Source organism: Oceanobacter sp. 3_MG-2023 (assembly GCF_030688925.1).
Taxonomy (GTDB): domain Bacteria; phylum Pseudomonadota; class Gammaproteobacteria; order Pseudomonadales; family Oceanobacteraceae; genus Oceanobacter.
Genome location: NZ_JAUYVX010000006.1, coordinates 164,984 through 185,040 on the forward strand (window position 1 = coordinate 164,984; position 20,057 = coordinate 185,040).

Consider the following 20,057-nt stretch of genomic DNA (forward strand, 5'->3'; position numbering starts at 1 on the left):
TGCCGCCACAGTAGCGCCTGACTGCAGCTTCAACAAGTCTGACAGCCAGTTTTTGCCATAGAACAGAGATGTTTGCGCGCTGGAATACCCGGTCGGCAGTTGAGCCTCTGCGGCACGGAAGCCGGTGCAGACGCTGAATCCTAGGGAAACAAAAGCCATGGCGTGACACTGTGTCATCCCCGCTGCCGGTGCTATTATCCGCCGCGATTGCCTGTGGAGAAAACGATGTCGTCACCGAGAATTTTTACCAATCAGCCCTTGATCGTCGGGCAAACCGTTACGCTCGATGAGCAGCCCAGCCTGCACCTGTTGCGGGTGCTGCGCCTGACCGTGACGGCTCCGGTGCGGCTGTTTAATGGTGACGGCTGTGAGTATCAGGGCACCATCGCTACGGCCAATAAAAAGCAGGCGGAAATACATATTGTTACAGCCTCTGCCGCAGAGGCCACACCTCCATTACCGCTCCACCTCGGCCAGGTTATCTCCAAGGGCGACAAGATGGATTTCACCATCCAGAAAGCCACCGAGCTGGGGGTCAGCCAGATCACCCCGCTGTTCAGTGAACGCTGCGATGTACGCCTGAAAGGTGAGCGGCTCGAGAAGAAAATCGAACACTGGCAAAAGGTCGCGTTATCCGCCTGCGAACAAAGTGGTCGCAACCGTATTCCACAGGTTTTGCCGGCTCTGTCCCTGAACGACTGGTATGCCCGATGTGATGCTGAACGGCGGCTGATATTACATCCACACAACCAGCAACCGCTGCAACAAGCTCATCCGCCAGCCAGTGTTGCTTTATTGGTTGGCCCCGAAGGTGGTCTGACAGATACCGAAGTCGCCGCAGGGGCGGCTCATGGTTTTCAGGGTCTGTTGCTGGGGCCAAGGATTCTGCGTACCGAAACCGCCGCACTGGCTGCAGTCTCGGTCTTGCAATTTTTATGGGGTGACTTTTAACTACTATTAACTCGCAACGCTTGTAACGCTTGGTTTGCGCAGCAATAACCGCCGCTGCCGCCAGAGATCAGACTCAACCCATCCACAGCTACTCACGGGACGGCGTACTGACCACTCCAAGCCGGAGCGACGACCAGTCCCACCAGCTACTAAGAAAATACACGCCAATAAACAGCGTCGCCCACCACTCGATCAGACGTTTGCCATGGCTCATATCCATACCGATGGTGACACCTGCAAAAGCAATAAACTGGAACCACAGCAACGCCATCAAAACGGTTTTCAACCAGAATGATGGCACCTGCAAACCTCGCCTGCGGCCACGCCAGATCAATACATAGTTAATCGTCAGCGCCACCAGCATGCCCTGAAAAAACAGATTGGCGCCACGGACATGCACACCCCAGTGAGTTGCTGACTTCTCCGGTAATAAAACCGCAGTACCAACCAGCAGCCCCAAAGCCGCCAGCACACCAAAAAACTGCATGATGGCTAAAGTCAGTCGATGACTGTGCCCGGCCAACCAGGTGCTCATAACCTGCCACCAGATCATGAAAAAGGCGCAGGCGGTAATCATGCCGCCCCGGAAGATAAACCCGGCGTCTCCCTTCATGCCGGTATGGGTAATATCGGTACAGCCATCGAGAAACGGATTGCAAAGTTCCGCGGTGCCCTGGGCCGTTCCCACCGCATAGGTCACGGCGATGGTTCCCATCGATAACACAAAACTGGCCAGCGCAACAAACTGTCCGAACGACATTCTTTTCTCCTTCAAGCCCAGGCATTCGCCTGGGCAGGTTTTGCATGCAGTAACCGTTTAGCCTGCCGCATCCAGCGCCTGAGTGATATCAGCAATAATATCGTCGGCGTGCTCAATACCAATCGACAGACGGATCAGGTCCTTGCTGACACCCGCAGACGCCAGCTCTTCTTCATTCAGCTGCCGGTGCGTGGTCGTTGCCGGATGACAGGCCAGGCTTTTGGTATCACCAATATTGACCAGCCGCTTGATCAGCTGCAGTGCATCAATAAATTTTGTTCCGGCTTCTGCCCCGCCCTTGATACCAAAACTGAGAATCGCTGACGGCTTCCCTTGGGTCATTCTCTGAGCCACTTCGTAATAGGGGCTGCTCTCCAATCCGGCATAATTGACCCAGCTGACCTGTGGATGATTATGCAGATATTCAGCCACTTGCTGGGCGTTTTCGACATGGCGATCCATCCGCAGGGCAAGGGTTTCCAGCCCCTGCAGCAACAGGAAGGAACTCATCGGCGACAAGGCAGCACCCATATTACGCAGAGGCACCACACGGGCACGGGCAATAAAGGCAGCATCACCCATGTCCTGAGTATAAATCACACCGTGGTACGACGGGTCTGGCTCATTAAAGTGCGGGAAACGCGGGTTATCTTTCCATGAGAATTTGCCTGAATCGACAATGGCGCCGCCCAGTGTCGTTCCATGACCACCAATGTATTTGGTCAGGGAATGCACCACAATATCAGCACCGAACTCAAACGGCCGACACAGATACGGTGTCGCCACGGTATTATCAACAATCACCGGCAGTCCGTGCCTGTGCGCCATATCGGACAGTGCTTGCAGGTCTACGATATTGCCAGCCGGGTTGCCGATGGATTCGCAGAACAGTGCCTTGGTGTTGTCATCAATCAGAGCTTCCAACGCTGCTACATCGTCACCGGAAGCCATGCGCACTTCCAGACCCTGCTGCGGAAAAGTATGGGCAAACAGATTATAGGAACCGCCATAAAGCTGACTGACACTGACGATATTATCACCAGCCCGCGCCAAGGTTTGAATCGCGGCAGTAATTGCCGCCATGCCGGATGCCAGACAGAGCGCGCCGATACCGCCTTCCATCGCTGCCAGACGCTCTTCCAGAACCGCATTGGTCGGATTCATGATACGGGAATAAATATTACCCGGCTCTTTCAGATCAAACAGATCAGCACCATGCTGGGTATCGCGAAAGCTGTATGACGTGGTCTGATAAATGGGCACCGCAACCGCACGTGTCGTCGGGTCTTCACTGAACCCTGCATGAATCGCCTGTGTTTCTATTTTCATGGACGAAAAATCCTCATTGTCAGCTTTAGCGTAAAGATGTCAGTGTAACAAGATGCGGCGGCTTGCCATAGTGACCGGCCGCCCACGGTGCGCGCCCTTGCATTCACTCCGCCCCGCCGTAAACTCGCTCTATTCTTTGTTTCACTACTTTGTTTTACCGGAAACCGGACCCCGTTATGGCCAAGAAAAAAATCGCTTATGTCTGTGCCGACTGCGGTACCGATCATTCCAAATGGCAAGGTCAATGTACGGGGTGCGGCGCCTGGAACACACTGCAGGAATTTGTCGTTACAGCCGCCAAAACCCCGGCTCGAGGTGCGGGTTTGGGTGGATACGCAGGTGCCGCCGGACAAACCGGTATCCAGCGACTGGATCAGGTCAATCTCGATGAAGTCCCCAGGTTCAGTTCCGGGATGCAGGAATTTGACCGGGTACTGGGTGGTGGCCTGGTACCGGGTTCCGCCATTCTGATTGGTGGTCATCCCGGTGCTGGCAAATCCACCTTGCTGCTACAAACCATGTGTAATCTCGCCCGTCAGATGCCGGCGTTATACGTCACCGGCGAAGAAAGCCTGCAGCAGGTTGCCATGCGCGCACGCCGTCTGGGTTTGCCGATGGATCAGCTCAATATGCTCAGTGAAACCAGCGTGGAACAGTTGATCCAGACCCTGCAACAGCATCAGCCCCGAGTAGTGGTGATTGATTCGATTCAGGTGATGCATGTCGAAGGCGTGGATTCCGCCCCCGGCAGTGTCTCTCAGGTACGCGAAAGCGCTGCCATGCTGACCCGCTTTGCCAAACAAACCAACACCGTATTGTTGCTGGTCGGACACGTCACCAAGGACGGTACTCTGGCCGGGCCCAAAGTACTCGAACACATGATCGATTGTTCCATCATGCTGGAAGGCTCCAACGACAGCCGTTATCGCACCCTGCGAGGCATCAAGAATCGGTTCGGTGCGATTAACGAGCTGGGGGTGTTTGCCATGCTGGACAGTGGCCTGAAAGAAGTCAAAAACCCCAGCTCCATTTTCCTCAGTCGCAGTGACGAGCCGTCACCCGGCAGTGCCGTGATGGTCATCTGGGAAGGCACCCGGCCTTTATTGATCGAGATTCAGGCGCTGGTCGACGACAGTCATTTTGGCCAGCCCAAGCGGGTTGCTGTTGGTCTCGACCAGAACCGGTTAAACCTGCTGCTCGCGGCCATGCATCGTCATGGAGGCATTCATCTGGGGGATCAGGATGTCTATATCAATGTGGTTGGCGGTGTCCGGGTGTCGGAGACCAGTGCCGACCTGGCGCTATTGCTCGCGGCCCTGTCAAGCTTCCGCAACGTGCCATTACCACAGGATATGATTGTCTTTGGGGAAGTGGGGCTATCCGGCGAAATCCGCCCGGTACCTTCGGGGCAGGAGCGGATTCGGGAGGCGGCCAAACATGGTTTCAAGCGGGCGATTGTACCCAAAGCCAATATGCCCAAAATCATGCCGGAGGGCATGACGGTTATTGGTGTCGAGCGCTTGCAACAAGCACTGGAAAATATCTGACACAGATACAAATCACGCTCAGTCGCTTCGCCAGACAACCGGACGGCCCGCACAATCAAGGATTGGCGGGCAGCAACAGAGATAAACTCGCATCTCTATTGTCGTCATTATCGTCGGTCTAGCCGTGATACGCCGGGCTTAACTCAACCACCGCTTCAACAAAAGCCTTGGCTCGTTCAGGGTCCACAAACTGATGGATACCGTGACCCAGGTTAAAAACATGCCCGGTACCATAACCATAGCTATCGAGAATACGTTTAACTTCGGCACGAATCGTTGCAGGCGAGGCATATAACACCGATGGGTCCATATTGCCTTGCAACGCAACCTTGCTGCCAACACGCTGACGCGCCTGACCCATATCGGTTGTCCAGTCCAGCCCCAAGGCATCGGCTCCGGTGTCAGCCATCGACTCCAGCCACTGCCCTCCGCCTTTGGTAAACAGGATCACAGGAATCTGCTGGCCGTCATACACCCGCGTCAGGCCTTCTACAATTTGACGCATATAGCGCAGCGAAAATTCCTGATACGCCACATCACTCAGACTGCCGCCCCAGGTATCAAAAATCTGTACCGCCTGGGCTCCGGCCCGAATCTGGGCATTAAGATAATCAATCACCGATTTGGCAAGCACATCCAGCAGCTGATGCATGACTTCCGGCGTGTCGTACATCATCGCTTTCACATGACGGAAGTCCTTCGACGAGCCACCTTCAACCATATAGGTTGCCAATGTCCAGGGACTGCCGGAGAAACCGATCAGAGGTACACGGCCATTCAGCTCAGAGTGAATGGTCGTCACCGCTTTCAAGACGTAATTCAAGTCGGACTCGGTATTCACAACCTTCAACTGCTGAACATCCGCGGCGGTACGGATAACCTTTTTGAAACGCGGTCCTTCCCCTGTTTCAAAATACAGGCCCAGGCCCATGGCATCCGGAATGGTCAGAATATCGGAAAACAGAATAGCGGCATCGAGCGGAAAGCGCTCCAGAGGCTGAAGCGTTACCTCACAGGCCAATTCGGGATTTTTGCACAACGACATAAAGTCGCCGGCTTCTCCCCGACTGGAGCGATATTCAGGCAGGTAACGTCCGGCCTGACGCATCATCCATATGGGGGTACGATCAACTGGTTGGCGCAGCAGCGCCTTGAGAAAGCGGTCGTTTTTAACTGGGTCCATGCAAATCATCCGTCGCTGGAAGTGTACCAGCGACGGATGATAGCAGAATTCCTCAAGTCAGACTGATTTGCGATGTCGACTAATCAATGGTTACGGATTTTTCCAAATCCCCATACGTTGCTGTAACGGTAATGGATTCAGGCTCATCCTCTTCCTTGAATGACACATAATAAAGCATGCCATAACTAGGTAAGCCAGTAGTCGCTAGGTCGTTATAGGTTTCTCCATATAGAAGACCTATCGAATTACTCACCGTACCTGAAGAACCATAGATTTCATAACCATCGCCTTCAACTGACAAGGTAGTTCCATTAGCAGGAGCATTGCCATTCCAATCCTGTAGCAATACATAGAACTCACCGCCATCAACGAGTGTAATCTCACTGGCACTGGTCTCGGTGAATGAGGTGCCATCATATGTATAGAAGCGCATATTCGGCGCTTCGGCATAACTCTGAACGATCCGGATACTATCCCGTACATGCATCAAGGAGTCGCAGTGACTTTCACCTGCAGTATCAGCATTAATAGCAGAGTCTGAACAGACGAGTCCCTGAAAGACGGTTGGTGCCTCGTCGTAAGCCCCATCGGTATCAAAGTCGAAAAAAGCCTCAACTACCTGACCATCAGAATTGGTATCCAGCGCTTCATTCCAGTTATCGTCACGGAAAGCTTCCGGATAGCTAACATAAGGTTCAGCGCCGGTATCATCCAGAACATCAAAAGTACCATTACCATTGGTATCGGTATAACTGGATTCACCTACGGTGTAGGCAGTGATCGTAGTCATACCACATACAGTGCTCGCACAGTCACTATCCTCAATAAAGCCGTCATATACCCGTCCCTGAGGATCAATTTCGTTCACCCTATCCAGGCTGGCTTCATGCTTTCCTGGACGAACACCACTGCTGTACCAGGTGACAGAGCACGTACCTGTGGTGGTCACACAGTAAGATTCAATCGTGCCGCTTTCCGCAGTAAAGTTCACAACAGTGCCATCAGCAACCGGGTTCTGATACTGGTCGGCTGCGTATACAGTCACTGATACTTCAGTACCGTTTGTGGCATACGCTCCGGGGTTAAAGATATCGACGGCAATATCAAAGCTGTCCTGGTCGGCAATACCAGTCGTAATTGAAATTGCTTGAGAGGTTGTGCTGATGGATGTGCCATCGCTGGTTTCCGTCGTTGCACGAACCGATGTCACAGCGTGTGATGTCCCGGAGTTAATAATTGCAGTAACCTGACCGCTGGAGTCTGTTACGTCGGAGTCAGTTACTTCTCCGCTACCAAGTGTGATTCCCCCCGTTGTATTGGTCAATTCAAAGGAGACTTCTTGACCTTCAACAACTTCTCCCTGCTTATCCACCACAGTAAAGGTGACAGTACTCTGCTTTGGCAGTACCGCATCCCCAATATTTTTCAGTGAGATATAGGGTTCCGATACACTGGTGAATGTAATCGCTCCAACTTCTGCAGACTGGATAAAAATAATACCAGTGACTTCATCATCATTAAGCTGAGTCGCCAGCTCTCCACTTTCAACAGAGTAAAGATTGGCCGAGAAAGCGTCTTCCAGGCAGCCATTCGCAGTATAGGTAAAAGTTACCGTACCCGTCGTTGTTGTTTTTTCATCCGAATCCAGAGTAGCTGTGCCATCTTCGACACAGCTGGATTCCAGACTGACACCATAGGTTGTACCTGTAGCCAAGTTGTCATCATCATTATCATCAACAATATTAGCGGTGATCAGCATGGTGCCACCCGCAGATAACTTGAGCTCGTCACTGACGTTTTCCGAAGTTGGATCATCACCATATTCACTTTCACGAATACCATTCACCAGCAACTCGGTATAGAACTCATCATCGTCAAGCACACCTAATTTAGGTTCAACCCCTTGTTCAACAGTTACAACCGACGTCATGACAACATAACAGCTGTCGGTATCCGTAAGACTGCATTCGGTATCCGTATCACCAAACAACAGTAGCGTCAGGTTATTGTCGCCAGGACAGGTCGTATAGTCAGCATTGTAACTGGTGCTGAAAGTCCCATCAGAATTGGTTTCACGCGATACAGAAAACTCGCCATCAGCACAATCGCTATACCATTCAATGATATAACTATCGTCCGTCACCAGCGCATTGGAAGACAATGGATTAACAATATTCACAGAGAGGTCGGTACTGTCTTCGTCGGAGATTTCCAGGTCACCTTCCAGCTGCCCTTCCGTAAAGGAAATACCGCTATCGGTCCCCAGGGACGGGTAGTCCGTGCTGACAAACACCGTAGCAGTTGCCAGCTCAGTACTGGAAGATGCATCAGAATACAGCGTTGCTGTAATGGTATCACCACCACTACATCCCTTGTTGCGATAGGTAGAAGAAACAGACCCCGTACTGGTGTAGGAAGACGCAATGGAGAACAAACCCAAGGAGCAGTCAGATGTGAAAGTGTAGTAATAACTGTCGCTGGTCAGTGATGAATTACTGTCATTCTGATCAACACCATCGATGGTCAATGTAACACTGCCGCCAACAAGCACATAATCTTCCGACGAGGCGATAGCACCCTCCTCAAAATCAGCACCAGTACCATTTCCCAATGCTTCAATCACCGTCTCTTCTGTAAGATCCGAATCATCGCTATCATCTGTGTCGTCGGTATCGTCGGTGTCATCTGAACTGCTATCTCCTGCGCTAGCGTCCGCAACAGACTCTCCTCCTCCGCACGCAGACAAGGTTCCAGCAAACAAAACCAGCAACAACAAATCGCGCAATGACATAACGACAAGCTCCTTTCGGGCAGTTCCAGACGATTTCACAACAGGTCGGGAAGGATAACATTTACATACGAACAACAGCCATACACAAAAAACGCGGCTAATGCCGCGTTTTCTACGTTCTGTCACAAAAACAGAATTTATCAGACATCCAGATAGTCAAGAATACCTTCAGCAGCCTGGCGACCCTCGTATATTGCCGTGACGACCAAATCAGATCCTCGAACCATATCACCTCCGGCAAAAACCTTCGGATTGGTCGTTTGATGTTTGAATTCCTGGCCTTCTGGTGCAACAACACCATCCCAGTTGTTCACTTCAATGCCGAAGTCCTTGAACCAGGGCGCAGGGCTTGGACGAAAGCCAAAAGCAACCAGCACCGCATCCGCAGGCAGGATTTCTTCAGACCCTTCCACTACCTGAGGACGGCGACGGCCGTTTTCATCAGGCTCACCCATTTCGGTTGTCACCACCTTGACGCCTTCGACTTTATCTTCGCCGATGATAGCAACCGGTTGACGGTTGAAGAGGAATTTTACGCCTTCTTCTCGCGCATTGGTCACTTCACGTTTGGAGCCTGGCATGTTTTTCTCGTCGCGACGATAGGCACAGCTGACACGCGCAGCGCCCTGGCGGATGGAGGTGCGGTTACAGTCCATGGCTGTATCACCACCACCCAGCACAACCACCTGTTTGCCTTTCATGCTGATAAAATCAGCCGCATCTTTTTCAAAGCCCAGGTTGCGATTCACGTTGGAGATCAGGAAATCCAGCGCATCGTGCACGCCGGGCAGATCTTCACCAGGGAAACCGCCTTTCATGTAGTTGTAAGTGCCCATGCCGAGGAAGACGGCATCAAATTCGTCGATGATGCTCTGGAAGTCCACATCCTTGCCTACTTCGGTCTCCAGACGGAATTCCACGCCCATTTCCTGAAATACCTTGCGGCGGTTGGACATGACGGTTTTCTCGAGCTTGAACTCAGGAATACCGAAGGTCAGCAAGCCACCGATCTCTGGGTATTTATCGAAGACTACCGGGGTAACACCGTTGCGAACCAGTACATCAGCCGCACCCAAACCAGCAGGACCCGCACCAATAACAGCAACGCGTTTGCCCGTCGGTACGACTTTGGACATATCCGGTTTCCAGCCCATCGCAAATGCCGTATCGGTAATGTATTTCTCTACATTACCAATCGTCACTGCCCCAAACCCGTCGTTCAGAGTGCAGGAGCCTTCACACAAACGGTCTTGTGGACACACTCGGCCACATACTTCTGGCAGCGTGTTGGTCTGATGACTCAGTTCCACGGCTTCCAAGATGTTGCCTTCGCTGGCCAGTTTCAGCCAGTTGGGAATGTAGTTATGTACCGGGCATTTCCATTCACAGTATGGATTACCACACGCCAGGCAACGGTGCGCCTGATCGTTTACCTGAGCCTGTTTGAACGGCTCGTAAATCTCCACAAACTGCTTCTTGCGAGTGGAAATTGCTTTTTTCTTCGGGTCCTGGCGACCCACTTCAACAAACTGAAAATTGTTGTTCAGACGTTGTACCATCTCGAACCTCTCTATACTCGTCCTGGACTCATTCTGTTGTCGCGTCGTGAGATTACTCAGGACGAGCGCGGGTGTTTTTCAGCAGCTGTTGCAGATCAGCAGCCTTTGGTTTGACCAGCCAGAAACGACCAATAAAACCATCAAAGTCATCGAGGATTGCTTGTCCCCAGGCACTGCCTGTCTCTGCCACAAATTCACGAATAACGCTGCGTAAATGGTTACGGTGCGCTTCCGTTTCTTCATTGCTGATACGATGAATATCAACCAGCTCATGATTGTACTTGTCAACAAAGCTGTTGTTACGATCCAGCACATAAGCAAAGCCGCCGGTCATACCAGCGCCAAAGTTGTAACCGGTTTCACCCAGCACACAGACCATGCCACCGGTCATATATTCACAGCAGTGATCCCCAGTTCCTTCGACGACGGCATGAGCACCAGAGTTACGCACCGCAAAACGCTCACCGGCACGACCTGCTGCCAGCAGTTTACCGCCAGTTGCCCCATACAAGCAGGTATTACCCACAATGGAGGTATCGTTGGTTTTGAATTCGGAGCGCTTGGGCGGGAAAATAACCAGCTTGCCACCTGTCATGCCTTTACCGACATAATCGTTGGCGTCACCTTCCAATACCATTTGCAGGCCACCGGCATTCCAGACACCAAAGGACTGACCTGCCACACCTTTCAGGCTCAGACGTACTGGCTTGTCTGCCATACCCTGATTGCCGTAACGACGGGCAATTTCACCCGACAGGCGAGCACCGATCGAACGGTCACAGTTGGTAATCACAAAATCGAATTCACCACCTGTTTTGGCTTCAATCGCTGGCAGAATCTCTTCCACCATACGTTCAGCCAGTAAACCTTCGTCATACGGTGCGTTACGCTCGACCTCAACGGTATGGGGTTTATTTTCTGGAATCTGGTCATTGACCAGAATCGGCGTCAGATCGAGGTGGCGTTGCTTGCCGGTTTTACCTTCCAGCATTTCCAACAACTCCGTACGACCAATCAGCTGGTCCAGACTGCGAACCCCCAGTTGAGCCATCAAACCGCGTACTTCTTCAGCAAGGAAGTAGAAGTAGTTTTTCACCATCTCGGCGGTGCCGATATAGTGCTTCTCACGCAAGTCATCGTTCTGGGTGGCAACACCGGTCGCACAGTTGTTCAGGTGACAAATACGCAAGTATTTACAACCAACCGCGACCATGGGCAGAGTGCCAAAACCAAAGGACTCTGCACCCAGGATAGCCGCCTTGACAACGTCGAGGCCGGATTTCAAACCACCATCCGTTTGTACCCGTACCTTGCCTCGAAGGTCATTGGCACGCAGGGCCTGATGCGCTTCGGACAAACCCAGTTCCCATGGCGAACCGGCGTACTTGATCGATGTCAGCGGTGATGCCGCAGTACCACCGTCGTAACCGGAAATGGTAATCAGGTCGGCATAGGCCTTGGCGACACCGGCAGCGATGGTGCCAACACCGGGTTCAGAAACCAGCTTGACCGAAACCAGAGCCGTTGGATTTACTTGCTTCAGGTCAAAGATCAGCTGAGCCAAATCTTCGATGGAGTAAATATCGTGATGAGGCGGTGGCGAAATAAGCGTCACACCCGGTACGGAATACCGTAACGTGGCAATCAGGTCGTTGACCTTGCCACCAGGCAACTGGCCACCTTCTCCTGGCTTGGCACCCTGGGCAACCTTGATCTGCAGCACTTCGGCACTGGCCAGATAAGCGGGGGTCACCCCAAAACGTCCGGAAGCAATCTGCTTGATTTTGGAGTTCTTGCGAGTGCCATAACGAGCAGGGTCTTCACCCCCTTCACCAGAGTTGGAGCGACCGCCCAGATCATTCATGGCTTCCGCCAGCGCTTCATGAGCTTCTGGCGATAGAGCACCCAGCGACATGGCCGCAGTATCAAAACGTGTGAAGAGTTTCTCTACCGGCTCAACTTCGCTGATATCAATTGGCTGGATACCTTTACGGAATCCCAGCAAGTCGCGAATGGTCGCTACCGGGCGAGTATTCACCAGCTCGGAAAAACGATCGTAGGCTGCCTGGCTGTTTTGCTGTACGGCTGTCTGGATGTTTTTCACCACATCCGGGTTGTACGCATGATATTCGCCGCCATGGACGTATTTCAGCAAACCACCCTGGTCAATTTTCTTACGTGCTTTCCAGGCGTTTTTCGCAATCAGCTGCAAGTCTTCATCAAAGTCAGAGAAGGTTGCTCCACCAATACGGCTGGTAACGCCACAGAAGCACAAATCAACCACTTCCCGGCTCAGGCCAATCGCTTCAAACAACTGCGATCCGCGATAAGACGTGACGGTAGAAATGCCCATTTTGGACATGACTTTCATCAGGCCTTTACGAATCGCCTTGCGGTAATTCTGCTGCGATTTAAGCGGATCGCCCAGCAATTCACCCGAACGGTGCAAGTCGGTCAGAACGGTATACGCCAGCCATGGGTAAACAGCTGTCGCACCAAAACCCAGCAGCACGGCAAAATGGTGCGCATCACGGGCATCACCGGTTTCAACCACGATATTGCCGTTGGTACGCAGGCCTTTTTGCACCAGATGATGATGCACCGCGCCAGTTGCCATCACGGCAGGAATCAGTACTTGATCCCTGACCACATCGCGGTCACTCAGAATCAGGATAACGTAGCCATCCTGTATCGCTTTTTCTGCCGCCAGCGTCAGGTTCTGAACCGCTTGCTGCAAACCGATCTCCGGATCAAATGCCATCGACAGGGTGATATGCCGGAAAGCATCCGATGCACGATTGGTCAGGCCAATGAATTTTAATGGCGACAGCACAGGCGACGTCAGAATAATACGATTGGCGTGATCCGGTGTTTGTTCAAAGACATTCTTCTCTGCACCAACACAGGTTTCCAACGACATCACAATCGCTTCTCGCAACGGATCGATAGGCGGGTTGGTTACCTGGGCAAACTGCTGGCGGAAGTAATCTGCGACATGCCGAACACGCAATGACAGTACCGCCATCGGGGTGTCATCACCCATGGAGCCGGTCGCTTCCTGACCTTCTTCACCCATGGGCCGCAAGACCTGGTCACGCTCTTCGTTGGTAATCAGGTGCAGTTTTTGCTGGCAGTCCAGCTCTTCACCGGCAATGGGGTCAAAGCCCGCTTTCTGTAAATACAGTTCGCTTTCGATACGAATGGCGTTTTCACGCAGCCATTTTTTGTAAGGAAATTCGGCCTTCAGGGCGTTATCAATGTCATCGGTTTTAAGTAGTCGACCCTGTTCGGTATCGATTGCCAGGATCTGGCCAGGTCCAACCCGCCCCTTCGCCACAACATCCTGTGGCAAGTAGTCATGCACACCCACTTCAGATGCCACGGTAATAAAGTCATTTTTGGTAATGACCCAGCGCGACGGACGCAAGCCGTTACGATCCAGACCACAGACCGCGTAACGACCATCTGTAATGACCAGCCCGGCCGGGCCATCCCATGGTTCCATATGCATGGAATTGTATTCGTAGAATGCGCGCAAGTCGGCATCCATGGTTTCAACATTTTGCCATGCTGGCGGAATCATCATCCGTAACGCACGGAACAGGCTCATGCCACCCGTGGTCAACAATTCCAGCATATTGTCCATCGACGACGAATCCGAACCCGTCGTATTCACCACCGGGGACAAGTCCATCAGGTTGGGCAGCAACGGGCTGACAAACTTGCTGGAGCGAGCGTTGGCCCAATTGCGGTTACCCTGGATGGTATTGATTTCACCATTGTGCGCCAGCATGCGGAACGGCTGCGCCAACTGCCAGCGAGGCATGGTATTGGTTGAGAAACGTTGGTGGAAAACACAGATTGCGGTTTCCAGGCGCTCGTCGCCCAGGTCCAGATAAAAATTCGGCAGGTCGACCGGCATGGTCAGGCCTTTGTACGACAGCACTCGGGATGACAGGCTGGCGATATAAAAATCCGGGTACTGGGTCAGGGACTTTTCTGCGTAACGTCGGGCATAAAAAAGTTTTACGTCCAGTTCGGCATCCGTCATTTCTGTCTCACTGGAGACAAAAATTTGCTCGAAACGAGGCAAGCAGTCTACGGCCATCGGACCCAGGCAGTCATTGTTGGTTGGCACGGTACGCCAACCTAGCACTGTCAGGCCTTGGTCTTTGATTGCTTTTTCTACCGCCGCTTGTTGTTCTGCGCAAATGGCGTCATCAAGATCCACAAACAACATGCCTACTGCATATTGAGCGGGTAAGTCGATGCCCACTTCCGGAGTCACTGCACGCAGGAACGAATCCGGTTTCTGCAGCAACAGCCCACAGCCATCACCTGTTTTACCGTCAGCCGCAATACCGCCCCTGTGCGTCATGCAAGTCAGGGATTGGATAGCCGTCTTCAACAGCTCATGACTTGGCTGGCCCTTCAAGTGAGCCAACAGACCAAAGCCACAGTTGTCTTTGTAATCGCCTGGAGTATACAGACCAGTTCTCATAGAACAGCTCTCACCAAAAAAATGCTATTAAAATTATTTGCGGCTGGGAACAGCCGAGTGCTCAAAATTTGAGCAACATAGAGACAAAAGGACGCTCATTCTACACATCCAGGCGTCCTCTAACAAATATGCCCCGGCCAGCAGGCCAGTAACGATCACAAACGGCTGGCTGAAAAGCCGCTTATCGGGGCTCAACTGAAGGGGAAATCTGGCTCATTTCCCGAATCCAGGGAGAGTCTGTTTTTAAGCCAGCTGGCCGTTTTTTGACCCATGCCGCCGCATCTTCCCGAGAAGAAAATGCTCCCGCAATCACCACATACCAGGGCTGGCCATTTCTCTGGCTACGATACCAGACCAGCTTGCCATCCGCTCCGGACTGCCACTTGGTAACAAAGTCACGCGCGCCCTGTTGCTCGGAAGTCCCCAGCAGCTGAACTGCCCAGGCGTTGTCCTTGGCAAACCAGGCCGGATAGCCGGATAGCCGTGATACCGATGCTTTCTCTACCGGCGCCTGCGGCGCAGAAACTGCCGCTGCTGTGGCCGGCGTAGAGACGACCGCTGATGTGTCTGCTCGACCAGCGACTGCACTCTGACTACTGGAGTTTGTCGGATTCCTGCTGGCCTGTGAAGGCACAGGTAAATCCTCTGCAGGCATTGCTGCCAAATCAGCTTCAGGCCGGGCAATCACCGGTGGCATTGGCACCTGGAGTACCGTGGTGGCAACGGCACTGTCTTCATCTCCTCCTGACAACAATCCGATAACGATGAAGATCAACAGAATGGCAGCCATAAAGGCGAGTGCCAGCGGCGAGCGCAGCTGACTTAACAACGCATTGGTATCCAGCTGACTCAGGTTCGGCAAGCGCCAATCAAAGCGCCTGCTGCTGGACGATGATGGAGCAGAGGAGCGCGAGCTGGTTGAGCTCAAGTCGATACCATCCAGCTGCAGGTCTGCAAAATCACTCTTTGTTGTGAATCCTGGCTCTCGCTTTGTAGTCGCGACCGGCTCCACTGGACTGGATGGTTCTGTTGGCCTGGACGGTTCTGCTGGCCTGGATGGCTCTGCTCGCTTGGGCAGCGCTACTGATTCTGCTGGCTTGGGTGATTTTACGGATGATTGTTGCACCCCGGAATTTGTATCAGCAACAGCTTGCATGGCCGCTTCAGGCTCGGGCGCCCCCTCAGATGCCAACAAGGAAATACGATACATGGACGCGCTCGCAGGGCCTTCTTTCAAGCCGTCATCAAAGCCCTCACGTCCAAACAGACAAAAGGAAATAGCATGGGATGACATCAAGGCAAACTGGGACAATGCCAGCAACATCTCGGCAGGCAGTCTCTCCGCCCGGGAGACAATAACCAATAGCGGGTCGGCCGTCTCCGCACGGATACGTGCCTGCTCCAGCAACACCTCTCGCGCCACCACTTCATCAACAGGCAGCTTGGTCACCCCCAGAGCCCCTGCCAGCTGGCCAATCAGTGTCCGGGTCTTCTGCAAATCCTCGGCCACGAGGGGCAACACCAGACTGGAATCCGCATAATGCCGGGCAACAGCAGCGGCAAGCGAGTCTCCATCTGCCTCGGACTGATACCGGATCAGCATCATCAGAGGGGAATAGCAACTCAGGTGACAAATCAGCTCGAGATAACGGGCCGGTGACGCATAAATATCCTGACCCGGCGCCTGAGAAAGTGGCGATACCATATGGCCTCCGTGCGTTGGGGTTAACCGTTTAATGCGGCCATTGCCAGTGTCTGGCAAAGCTGCGTCCGGTCTATATCTGAGGTGATATAGGCTTGTCCAATTCGGCGTAACAATACCAGTCGGATACGACCATCAAGTACTTTTTTATCCAGACTCATCCGCGATAAAAAATCCTCTTCGCTCATATTTTCCGGAGGCAATACCGGAAGAGAGCTGCGGATGAGTAGTGCCTTCAGTTCAGCAACGTCTGCACTCGATATGGCTCCCATACGACACGAAAGATCCGCCGCCATCAACAACCCGGTACCCACGGCTTCGCCATGCAACCATTGGCCGTAACCCTGATGGGACTCAATCGCGTGTCCGAAGGTATGACCAAGATTCAATATGGCGCGAATGCCTCCTTCACGCTCATCCTGAGCCACGACACGGGCTTTGCAAGCGCAAGAGGTGTGAATCGCCTGTGCCAGCAAAGCTCCATCTCCAGCCATCAGTCCATCAACATGCTGCTGAATCCAGTGATAAAATTCCACGTCTTCCAACAGACCGTACTTGATCACTTCAGCCATGCCTGCCGACACTTCCCGAGATGGCAGAGTTGTCAGCGTATCGGTATCGATCAAGACTGCTTGCGGTTGATAGAAAGCACCGATCATGTTTTTACCGAGGCGGTGGTTAACGCCCGTCTTACCACCAACAGAAGAGTCTACCTGTGACAGTAACGTGGTCGGCATTTGAATAAAATCAACCCCGCGCTGATAACTGGCGGCCGCGTAACCACACATATCACCGATCACGCCACCTCCCAATGCCAGCAGGGTTGTGGTGCGGTTATGTCCTTGCTCCAGCAAGGCGTCAAAAATCAGATTCAGTGTTTCCAGGTTTTTGTACTGCTCACCATCAGGGAGAACAACACTGTCAACCTGATAGCCATCCAGCATCTGCCTGACCATATCCAGATACAGTGGCGCGACCGTAGTATTGGTAACAATCATGACCTGTTTACCACGGATATGACGAGTCAATAGTTCTGGCGTCGCGGACAGCCCTGAACCAATGTAAATTGGGTAGCTGCGCTCAGCCAGCTCTACGGTCAATGTAATCATGACAGGGCCTTAATACGTTTTTTTATTTCATTGACGACCCAGCGAGGATTACGCTGGTCGGTTTGTAATACGATGTGGGCAACTTCTCGATACAGAGGGTCACGCTTGCGGAACAACTCTCGCAGCACTTGTGCTGGATTGGCTGTTTGTAACAGAGGGCGATTTTTGTCCTTTGAGGTACGGGCTATTTGTTGCTCAACGGAAGTGCATAAATACACCACAATGCCACGTCCTCCGAGATGCTGACGATTAACAGGCCTCATAACAGCACCACCACCCGTCGCCAGAACCAAACCCTGGCGTTGCGTGAGGATATCTATTGCCTGCTCTTCGCGATCACGAAAACCCGCTTCCCCTTCCATATCAAAGATCCAGGGAATATTGGCACCACAACGCTCCTCGATAAATTTGTCAGAATCGACAAATTCAAGATGCATCTCGCTGGAAAGCAAACGGCCAATGGTGGTTTTACCCGCTCCCATTGGCCCTATTAGAAAAATCGATTGTTCGGACGGCATAGACTATCTGGCGCTGAAGGAGTCCTTCACCAGCTTCGGCGTGATGAAAACAAGTAACTCGCTCTTGTCATCCGAAACGCTAGAGTAACGGAACAGGGCTCCAATTAATGGTAAATCCCCGAAGAAAGGCGTCTTGCTGACCGACCTGACTTCTTCAGAACGGAAGATACCACCTAATACGATAGTTTCGCCATTATCTACCAGCACTTGAGTCTGTACCGCATTGGTATTAATCGTCGGACCGGCCGAAGTATCTTCCCCCACCGAGTCCTGATTAATGACCAGATCCATGATAATACGATCATCCGGCGTGATTTGAGGTGTCACTTCCAGTCGCAATACTGCCGACTTGAAGGTCACACTGGTCGCACCACTGGACGTTGACTCTTCATATGGAATCTGGGTACCGGATTCAATAAAGGCAGTTTGTCCATCGGCAGTAATCACCCGCGGCTGGGAAACAATTTCCGCCCGACCATCAGTCTCAATCGCTGACAACTCCAGATCCAGCAGATAATCGACAGTCTGATAACCAATGGCAAAGGTCGAAGCCGATGAGCTGGTTGCCCCAAAATCAACGATATTGGCTGAATCCAGATCCAATGCGCTGGCATCATCACCGGATGCCCGATCAAACAGAATCTGGTTGGTATCCTCAATGGTTTGCTGACTACCACCGGCAGTAACCCAGTTGGAGCCATTATCCTGATAGTAACCACCACCCCACGTGACACCCAGCTCTTCACCAACTGCCGTCGATGCCGCCACGATCCGGGCTTCAATCAATACCTGTCGCACCGGCACATCCAGCATTACCAGAGCTTCACGTACTTTTTCCAGATTCGAGGCGGTATCTTTCATCAGAATCGTATTGGTACGCTCATCCACAACAGCAGTACCGCGCTCAGACAATAGCCCCTGGTCAGAAGTCAGGATCGTTGCGATATCCGCCGCCTTGGCATATTTGAACTGCATGAACTCTTGCACCAGCGGAGCCAGCTCTTCCACCTGACGTACAGCTTCCAGCTCTATTTTTTCACGGGCAGCAATTTCTTCAGCCGGTGCAATCAACAGTACAGATCCCAGCTGACGTTTACCAAGCGCCTTGGTTTTCAATACCAGGTCCAACGCCTGATCCCACGGCACATTTTGCAGCCGCAAAGTAATACTCCCTTGCACCGTATCCGAGGCGACCAGATTCAGGCCGGTAAAATCTGCAATCAGCTGCAGTACCGCCCGGACTTCAATATTCTGGAAATTAAGTGACAGTTTTTCACCCGTGAACGGGAATTTTTTCTTACGCTCTTCCGCCGCCTCTTCTGGCAGATTGGTCACGTTAATCGACAATAAACGATCGGTCTGATAAGCCAGGTATTCAAAATCATCCGAGACAGGCTCAATTACAATGCGCGTGCCACCTTCATGATCCTTGGCGTCCACATACTGAACCGGAGTAGCAAAGTCAGTCACATCCAGGCGACGGCTCAGCTCATTAGGCAAACGAACCCCAGACAGGTCGGCGATAATTTTTGATCCTTCCCTGCGGATATTGGCGGCCGCCTTGGCATCATTCAACATGATCTGCACCTGACCATCGCCTTGCTCGCCACGTCGAAAATCAACATTGACCACTTTCAGCTCATTCATCCCTGCCGAAGCCGGCGCCCCGCCCAGCAAAGACGACTGACTTTCTATAGTCATTTGCCCTTCATTACTGGCTCCCACACGAATCAGCAACAGATTGCCATTGGAACTGGTTGTATAAGCAACCATACGAGACAGATTAATCACCAACCGGGAACGATCCTGGGTAGTGACCACAACCGCCGACCGGGCATTACCAGCACCGATCTGGTGGCGTTTTGTTTTCAAGGCACTGACAACACCAGGCATATCAATGGCAATACGGGCTGGCTTTTCAATGGTGTAACCACTGATTTCCGGCGGCGCACTGTCAAATGTCAGGCTGATTTCTGTTACATCACCGGGAAGTGATGAAAAAGCGATATCGTTCAGTACGGCAGCGGAAGACAGGCCGGCCTGAAGCATCAGCAAAGCTGCAACCCAGGTACGGCCCAGAGTGCGTACAGCATTTAAAAGATTCATT

12 protein-coding genes are annotated in these 20,057 nt (G+C 52.4%); 2 read left to right on the forward strand and 10 right to left on the reverse strand.

Features of this window, described 5'->3' with window-relative positions:
* The first annotated feature begins 225 nt into the window (after nt 1–225).
* The gene (locus tag Q8W32_RS07765) at nt 226–951 is read left to right on the forward strand and encodes a 16S rRNA (uracil(1498)-N(3))-methyltransferase (protein ID WP_305414413.1); all 726 of its coding nucleotides are present in this window, start codon (nt 226–228) and stop codon (nt 949–951) included.
* An 88-nt stretch (nt 952–1,039) separates the two neighbouring features.
* Here Q8W32_RS07765 and Q8W32_RS07770 read toward each other — a convergent pair whose 3' ends face one another.
* Both Q8W32_RS07770 and Q8W32_RS07775 read right to left on the reverse strand, forming a co-directional pair.
* A complete protein-coding gene (locus tag Q8W32_RS07770) occupies nt 1,040–1,711 on the reverse strand; it encodes a hypothetical protein (RefSeq protein ID WP_305414415.1) in 672 nt (223 codons plus the stop codon).
* A gap of 57 nt (nt 1,712–1,768) precedes the next feature.
* Entirely contained in the window at nt 1,769–3,040 is a 1,272-nt protein-coding gene (locus Q8W32_RS07775) for an O-acetylhomoserine aminocarboxypropyltransferase/cysteine synthase family protein (protein ID WP_305414416.1), read from the reverse strand.
* A 176-nt stretch (nt 3,041–3,216) separates the two neighbouring features.
* Here Q8W32_RS07775 and radA point away from each other — a divergent pair, with 176 nt between their 5' ends.
* Complete coding sequence (radA, locus tag Q8W32_RS07780; protein ID WP_303433880.1) at nt 3,217–4,587, forward strand: DNA repair protein RadA; 1,371 nt, start codon at nt 3,217–3,219, stop codon at nt 4,585–4,587.
* A 118-nt stretch (nt 4,588–4,705) separates the two neighbouring features.
* Here the strand turns inward: radA and hemE are convergent, their stop codons facing one another.
* From hemE to pilQ, 8 genes are all read right to left on the reverse strand, one after another.
* Nucleotides 4,706–5,770, reverse strand: a complete 1,065-nt coding sequence (hemE, locus tag Q8W32_RS07785) for a uroporphyrinogen decarboxylase (RefSeq protein ID WP_303433882.1) — start codon at nt 5,768–5,770, stop codon at nt 4,706–4,708.
* Between the two features lie 79 nt (nt 5,771–5,849).
* A complete protein-coding gene (locus Q8W32_RS07790) occupies nt 5,850–8,561 on the reverse strand; it encodes a hypothetical protein (protein WP_305414419.1) in 2,712 nt (903 codons plus the stop codon).
* Nucleotides 8,562–8,701: 140 nt separating this feature from the next.
* A complete protein-coding gene (locus tag Q8W32_RS07795; protein ID WP_303433886.1) occupies nt 8,702–10,120 on the reverse strand; it encodes an FAD-dependent oxidoreductase in 1,419 nt (472 codons plus the stop codon).
* A 52-nt stretch (nt 10,121–10,172) separates the two neighbouring features.
* Complete coding sequence (gene gltB / locus Q8W32_RS07800; RefSeq protein ID WP_303433888.1) at nt 10,173–14,621, reverse strand: glutamate synthase large subunit; 4,449 nt, start codon at nt 14,619–14,621, stop codon at nt 10,173–10,175.
* A gap of 181 nt (nt 14,622–14,802) precedes the next feature.
* Nucleotides 14,803–16,326, reverse strand: coding sequence for an SPOR domain-containing protein (locus Q8W32_RS07805; protein WP_305414421.1), 1,524 nt, complete (start codon nt 16,324–16,326; stop codon nt 14,803–14,805).
* Nucleotides 16,327–16,346: 20 nt separating this feature from the next.
* Nucleotides 16,347–17,432 carry a 3-dehydroquinate synthase gene (gene aroB / locus Q8W32_RS07810; RefSeq protein ID WP_303433892.1) on the reverse strand — a complete coding sequence of 362 codons (1,086 nt, stop codon included), beginning with the start codon at nt 17,430–17,432 and terminating at the stop codon, nt 16,347–16,349.
* Nucleotides 17,429–17,950 (reverse strand): shikimate kinase AroK, encoded by a 522-nt coding sequence (gene aroK, locus Q8W32_RS07815; protein ID WP_303433894.1) that lies wholly within the window; start codon nt 17,948–17,950, stop codon nt 17,429–17,431. The genes aroB and aroK overlap by 4 nt, the downstream gene beginning before the upstream one ends.
* Before the next feature lie 3 nt (nt 17,951–17,953).
* A complete protein-coding gene (gene pilQ, locus Q8W32_RS07820; protein ID WP_305414424.1) occupies nt 17,954–20,056 on the reverse strand; it encodes a type IV pilus secretin PilQ family protein in 2,103 nt (700 codons plus the stop codon).
* Nucleotide 20,057 lies beyond the last annotated feature (1 nt).

What these genes read in the sequence shown, in the direction of transcription:
- Q8W32_RS07775 (WP_305414416.1), bottom strand. Translation starts at nt 3,040, where the DNA reads ATGAAAATAGAAACACAGGCGATTCATGCAGGGTTCAGTGAAGACCCG.
- radA (WP_303433880.1), top strand. Translation starts at nt 3,217, where the DNA reads ATGGCCAAGAAAAAAATCGCTTATGTCTGTGCCGACTGCGGTACCGAT.
- Q8W32_RS07795 (WP_303433886.1), bottom strand. Translation starts at nt 10,120, where the DNA reads ATGGTACAACGTCTGAACAACAATTTTCAGTTTGTTGAAGTGGGTCGC.
- Q8W32_RS07770 (WP_305414415.1), bottom strand. Translation starts at nt 1,711, where the DNA reads ATGTCGTTCGGACAGTTTGTTGCGCTGGCCAGTTTTGTGTTATCGATG.
- aroK (WP_303433894.1), bottom strand. Translation starts at nt 17,950, where the DNA reads ATGCCGTCCGAACAATCGATTTTTCTAATAGGGCCAATGGGAGCGGGT.
- hemE (WP_303433882.1), bottom strand. Translation starts at nt 5,770, where the DNA reads ATGGACCCAGTTAAAAACGACCGCTTTCTCAAGGCGCTGCTGCGCCAA.
- Q8W32_RS07790 (WP_305414419.1), bottom strand. Translation starts at nt 8,561, where the DNA reads ATGTCATTGCGCGATTTGTTGTTGCTGGTTTTGTTTGCTGGAACCTTG.
- gltB (WP_303433888.1), bottom strand. Translation starts at nt 14,621, where the DNA reads ATGAGAACTGGTCTGTATACTCCAGGCGATTACAAAGACAACTGTGGC.
- aroB (WP_303433892.1), bottom strand. Translation starts at nt 17,432, where the DNA reads ATGATTACATTGACCGTAGAGCTGGCTGAGCGCAGCTACCCAATTTAC.
- pilQ (WP_305414424.1), bottom strand. Translation starts at nt 20,056, where the DNA reads ATGAATCTTTTAAATGCTGTACGCACTCTGGGCCGTACCTGGGTTGCA.
- Q8W32_RS07805 (WP_305414421.1), bottom strand. Translation starts at nt 16,326, where the DNA reads ATGGTATCGCCACTTTCTCAGGCGCCGGGTCAGGATATTTATGCGTCA.
- Q8W32_RS07765 (WP_305414413.1), top strand. Translation starts at nt 226, where the DNA reads ATGTCGTCACCGAGAATTTTTACCAATCAGCCCTTGATCGTCGGGCAA.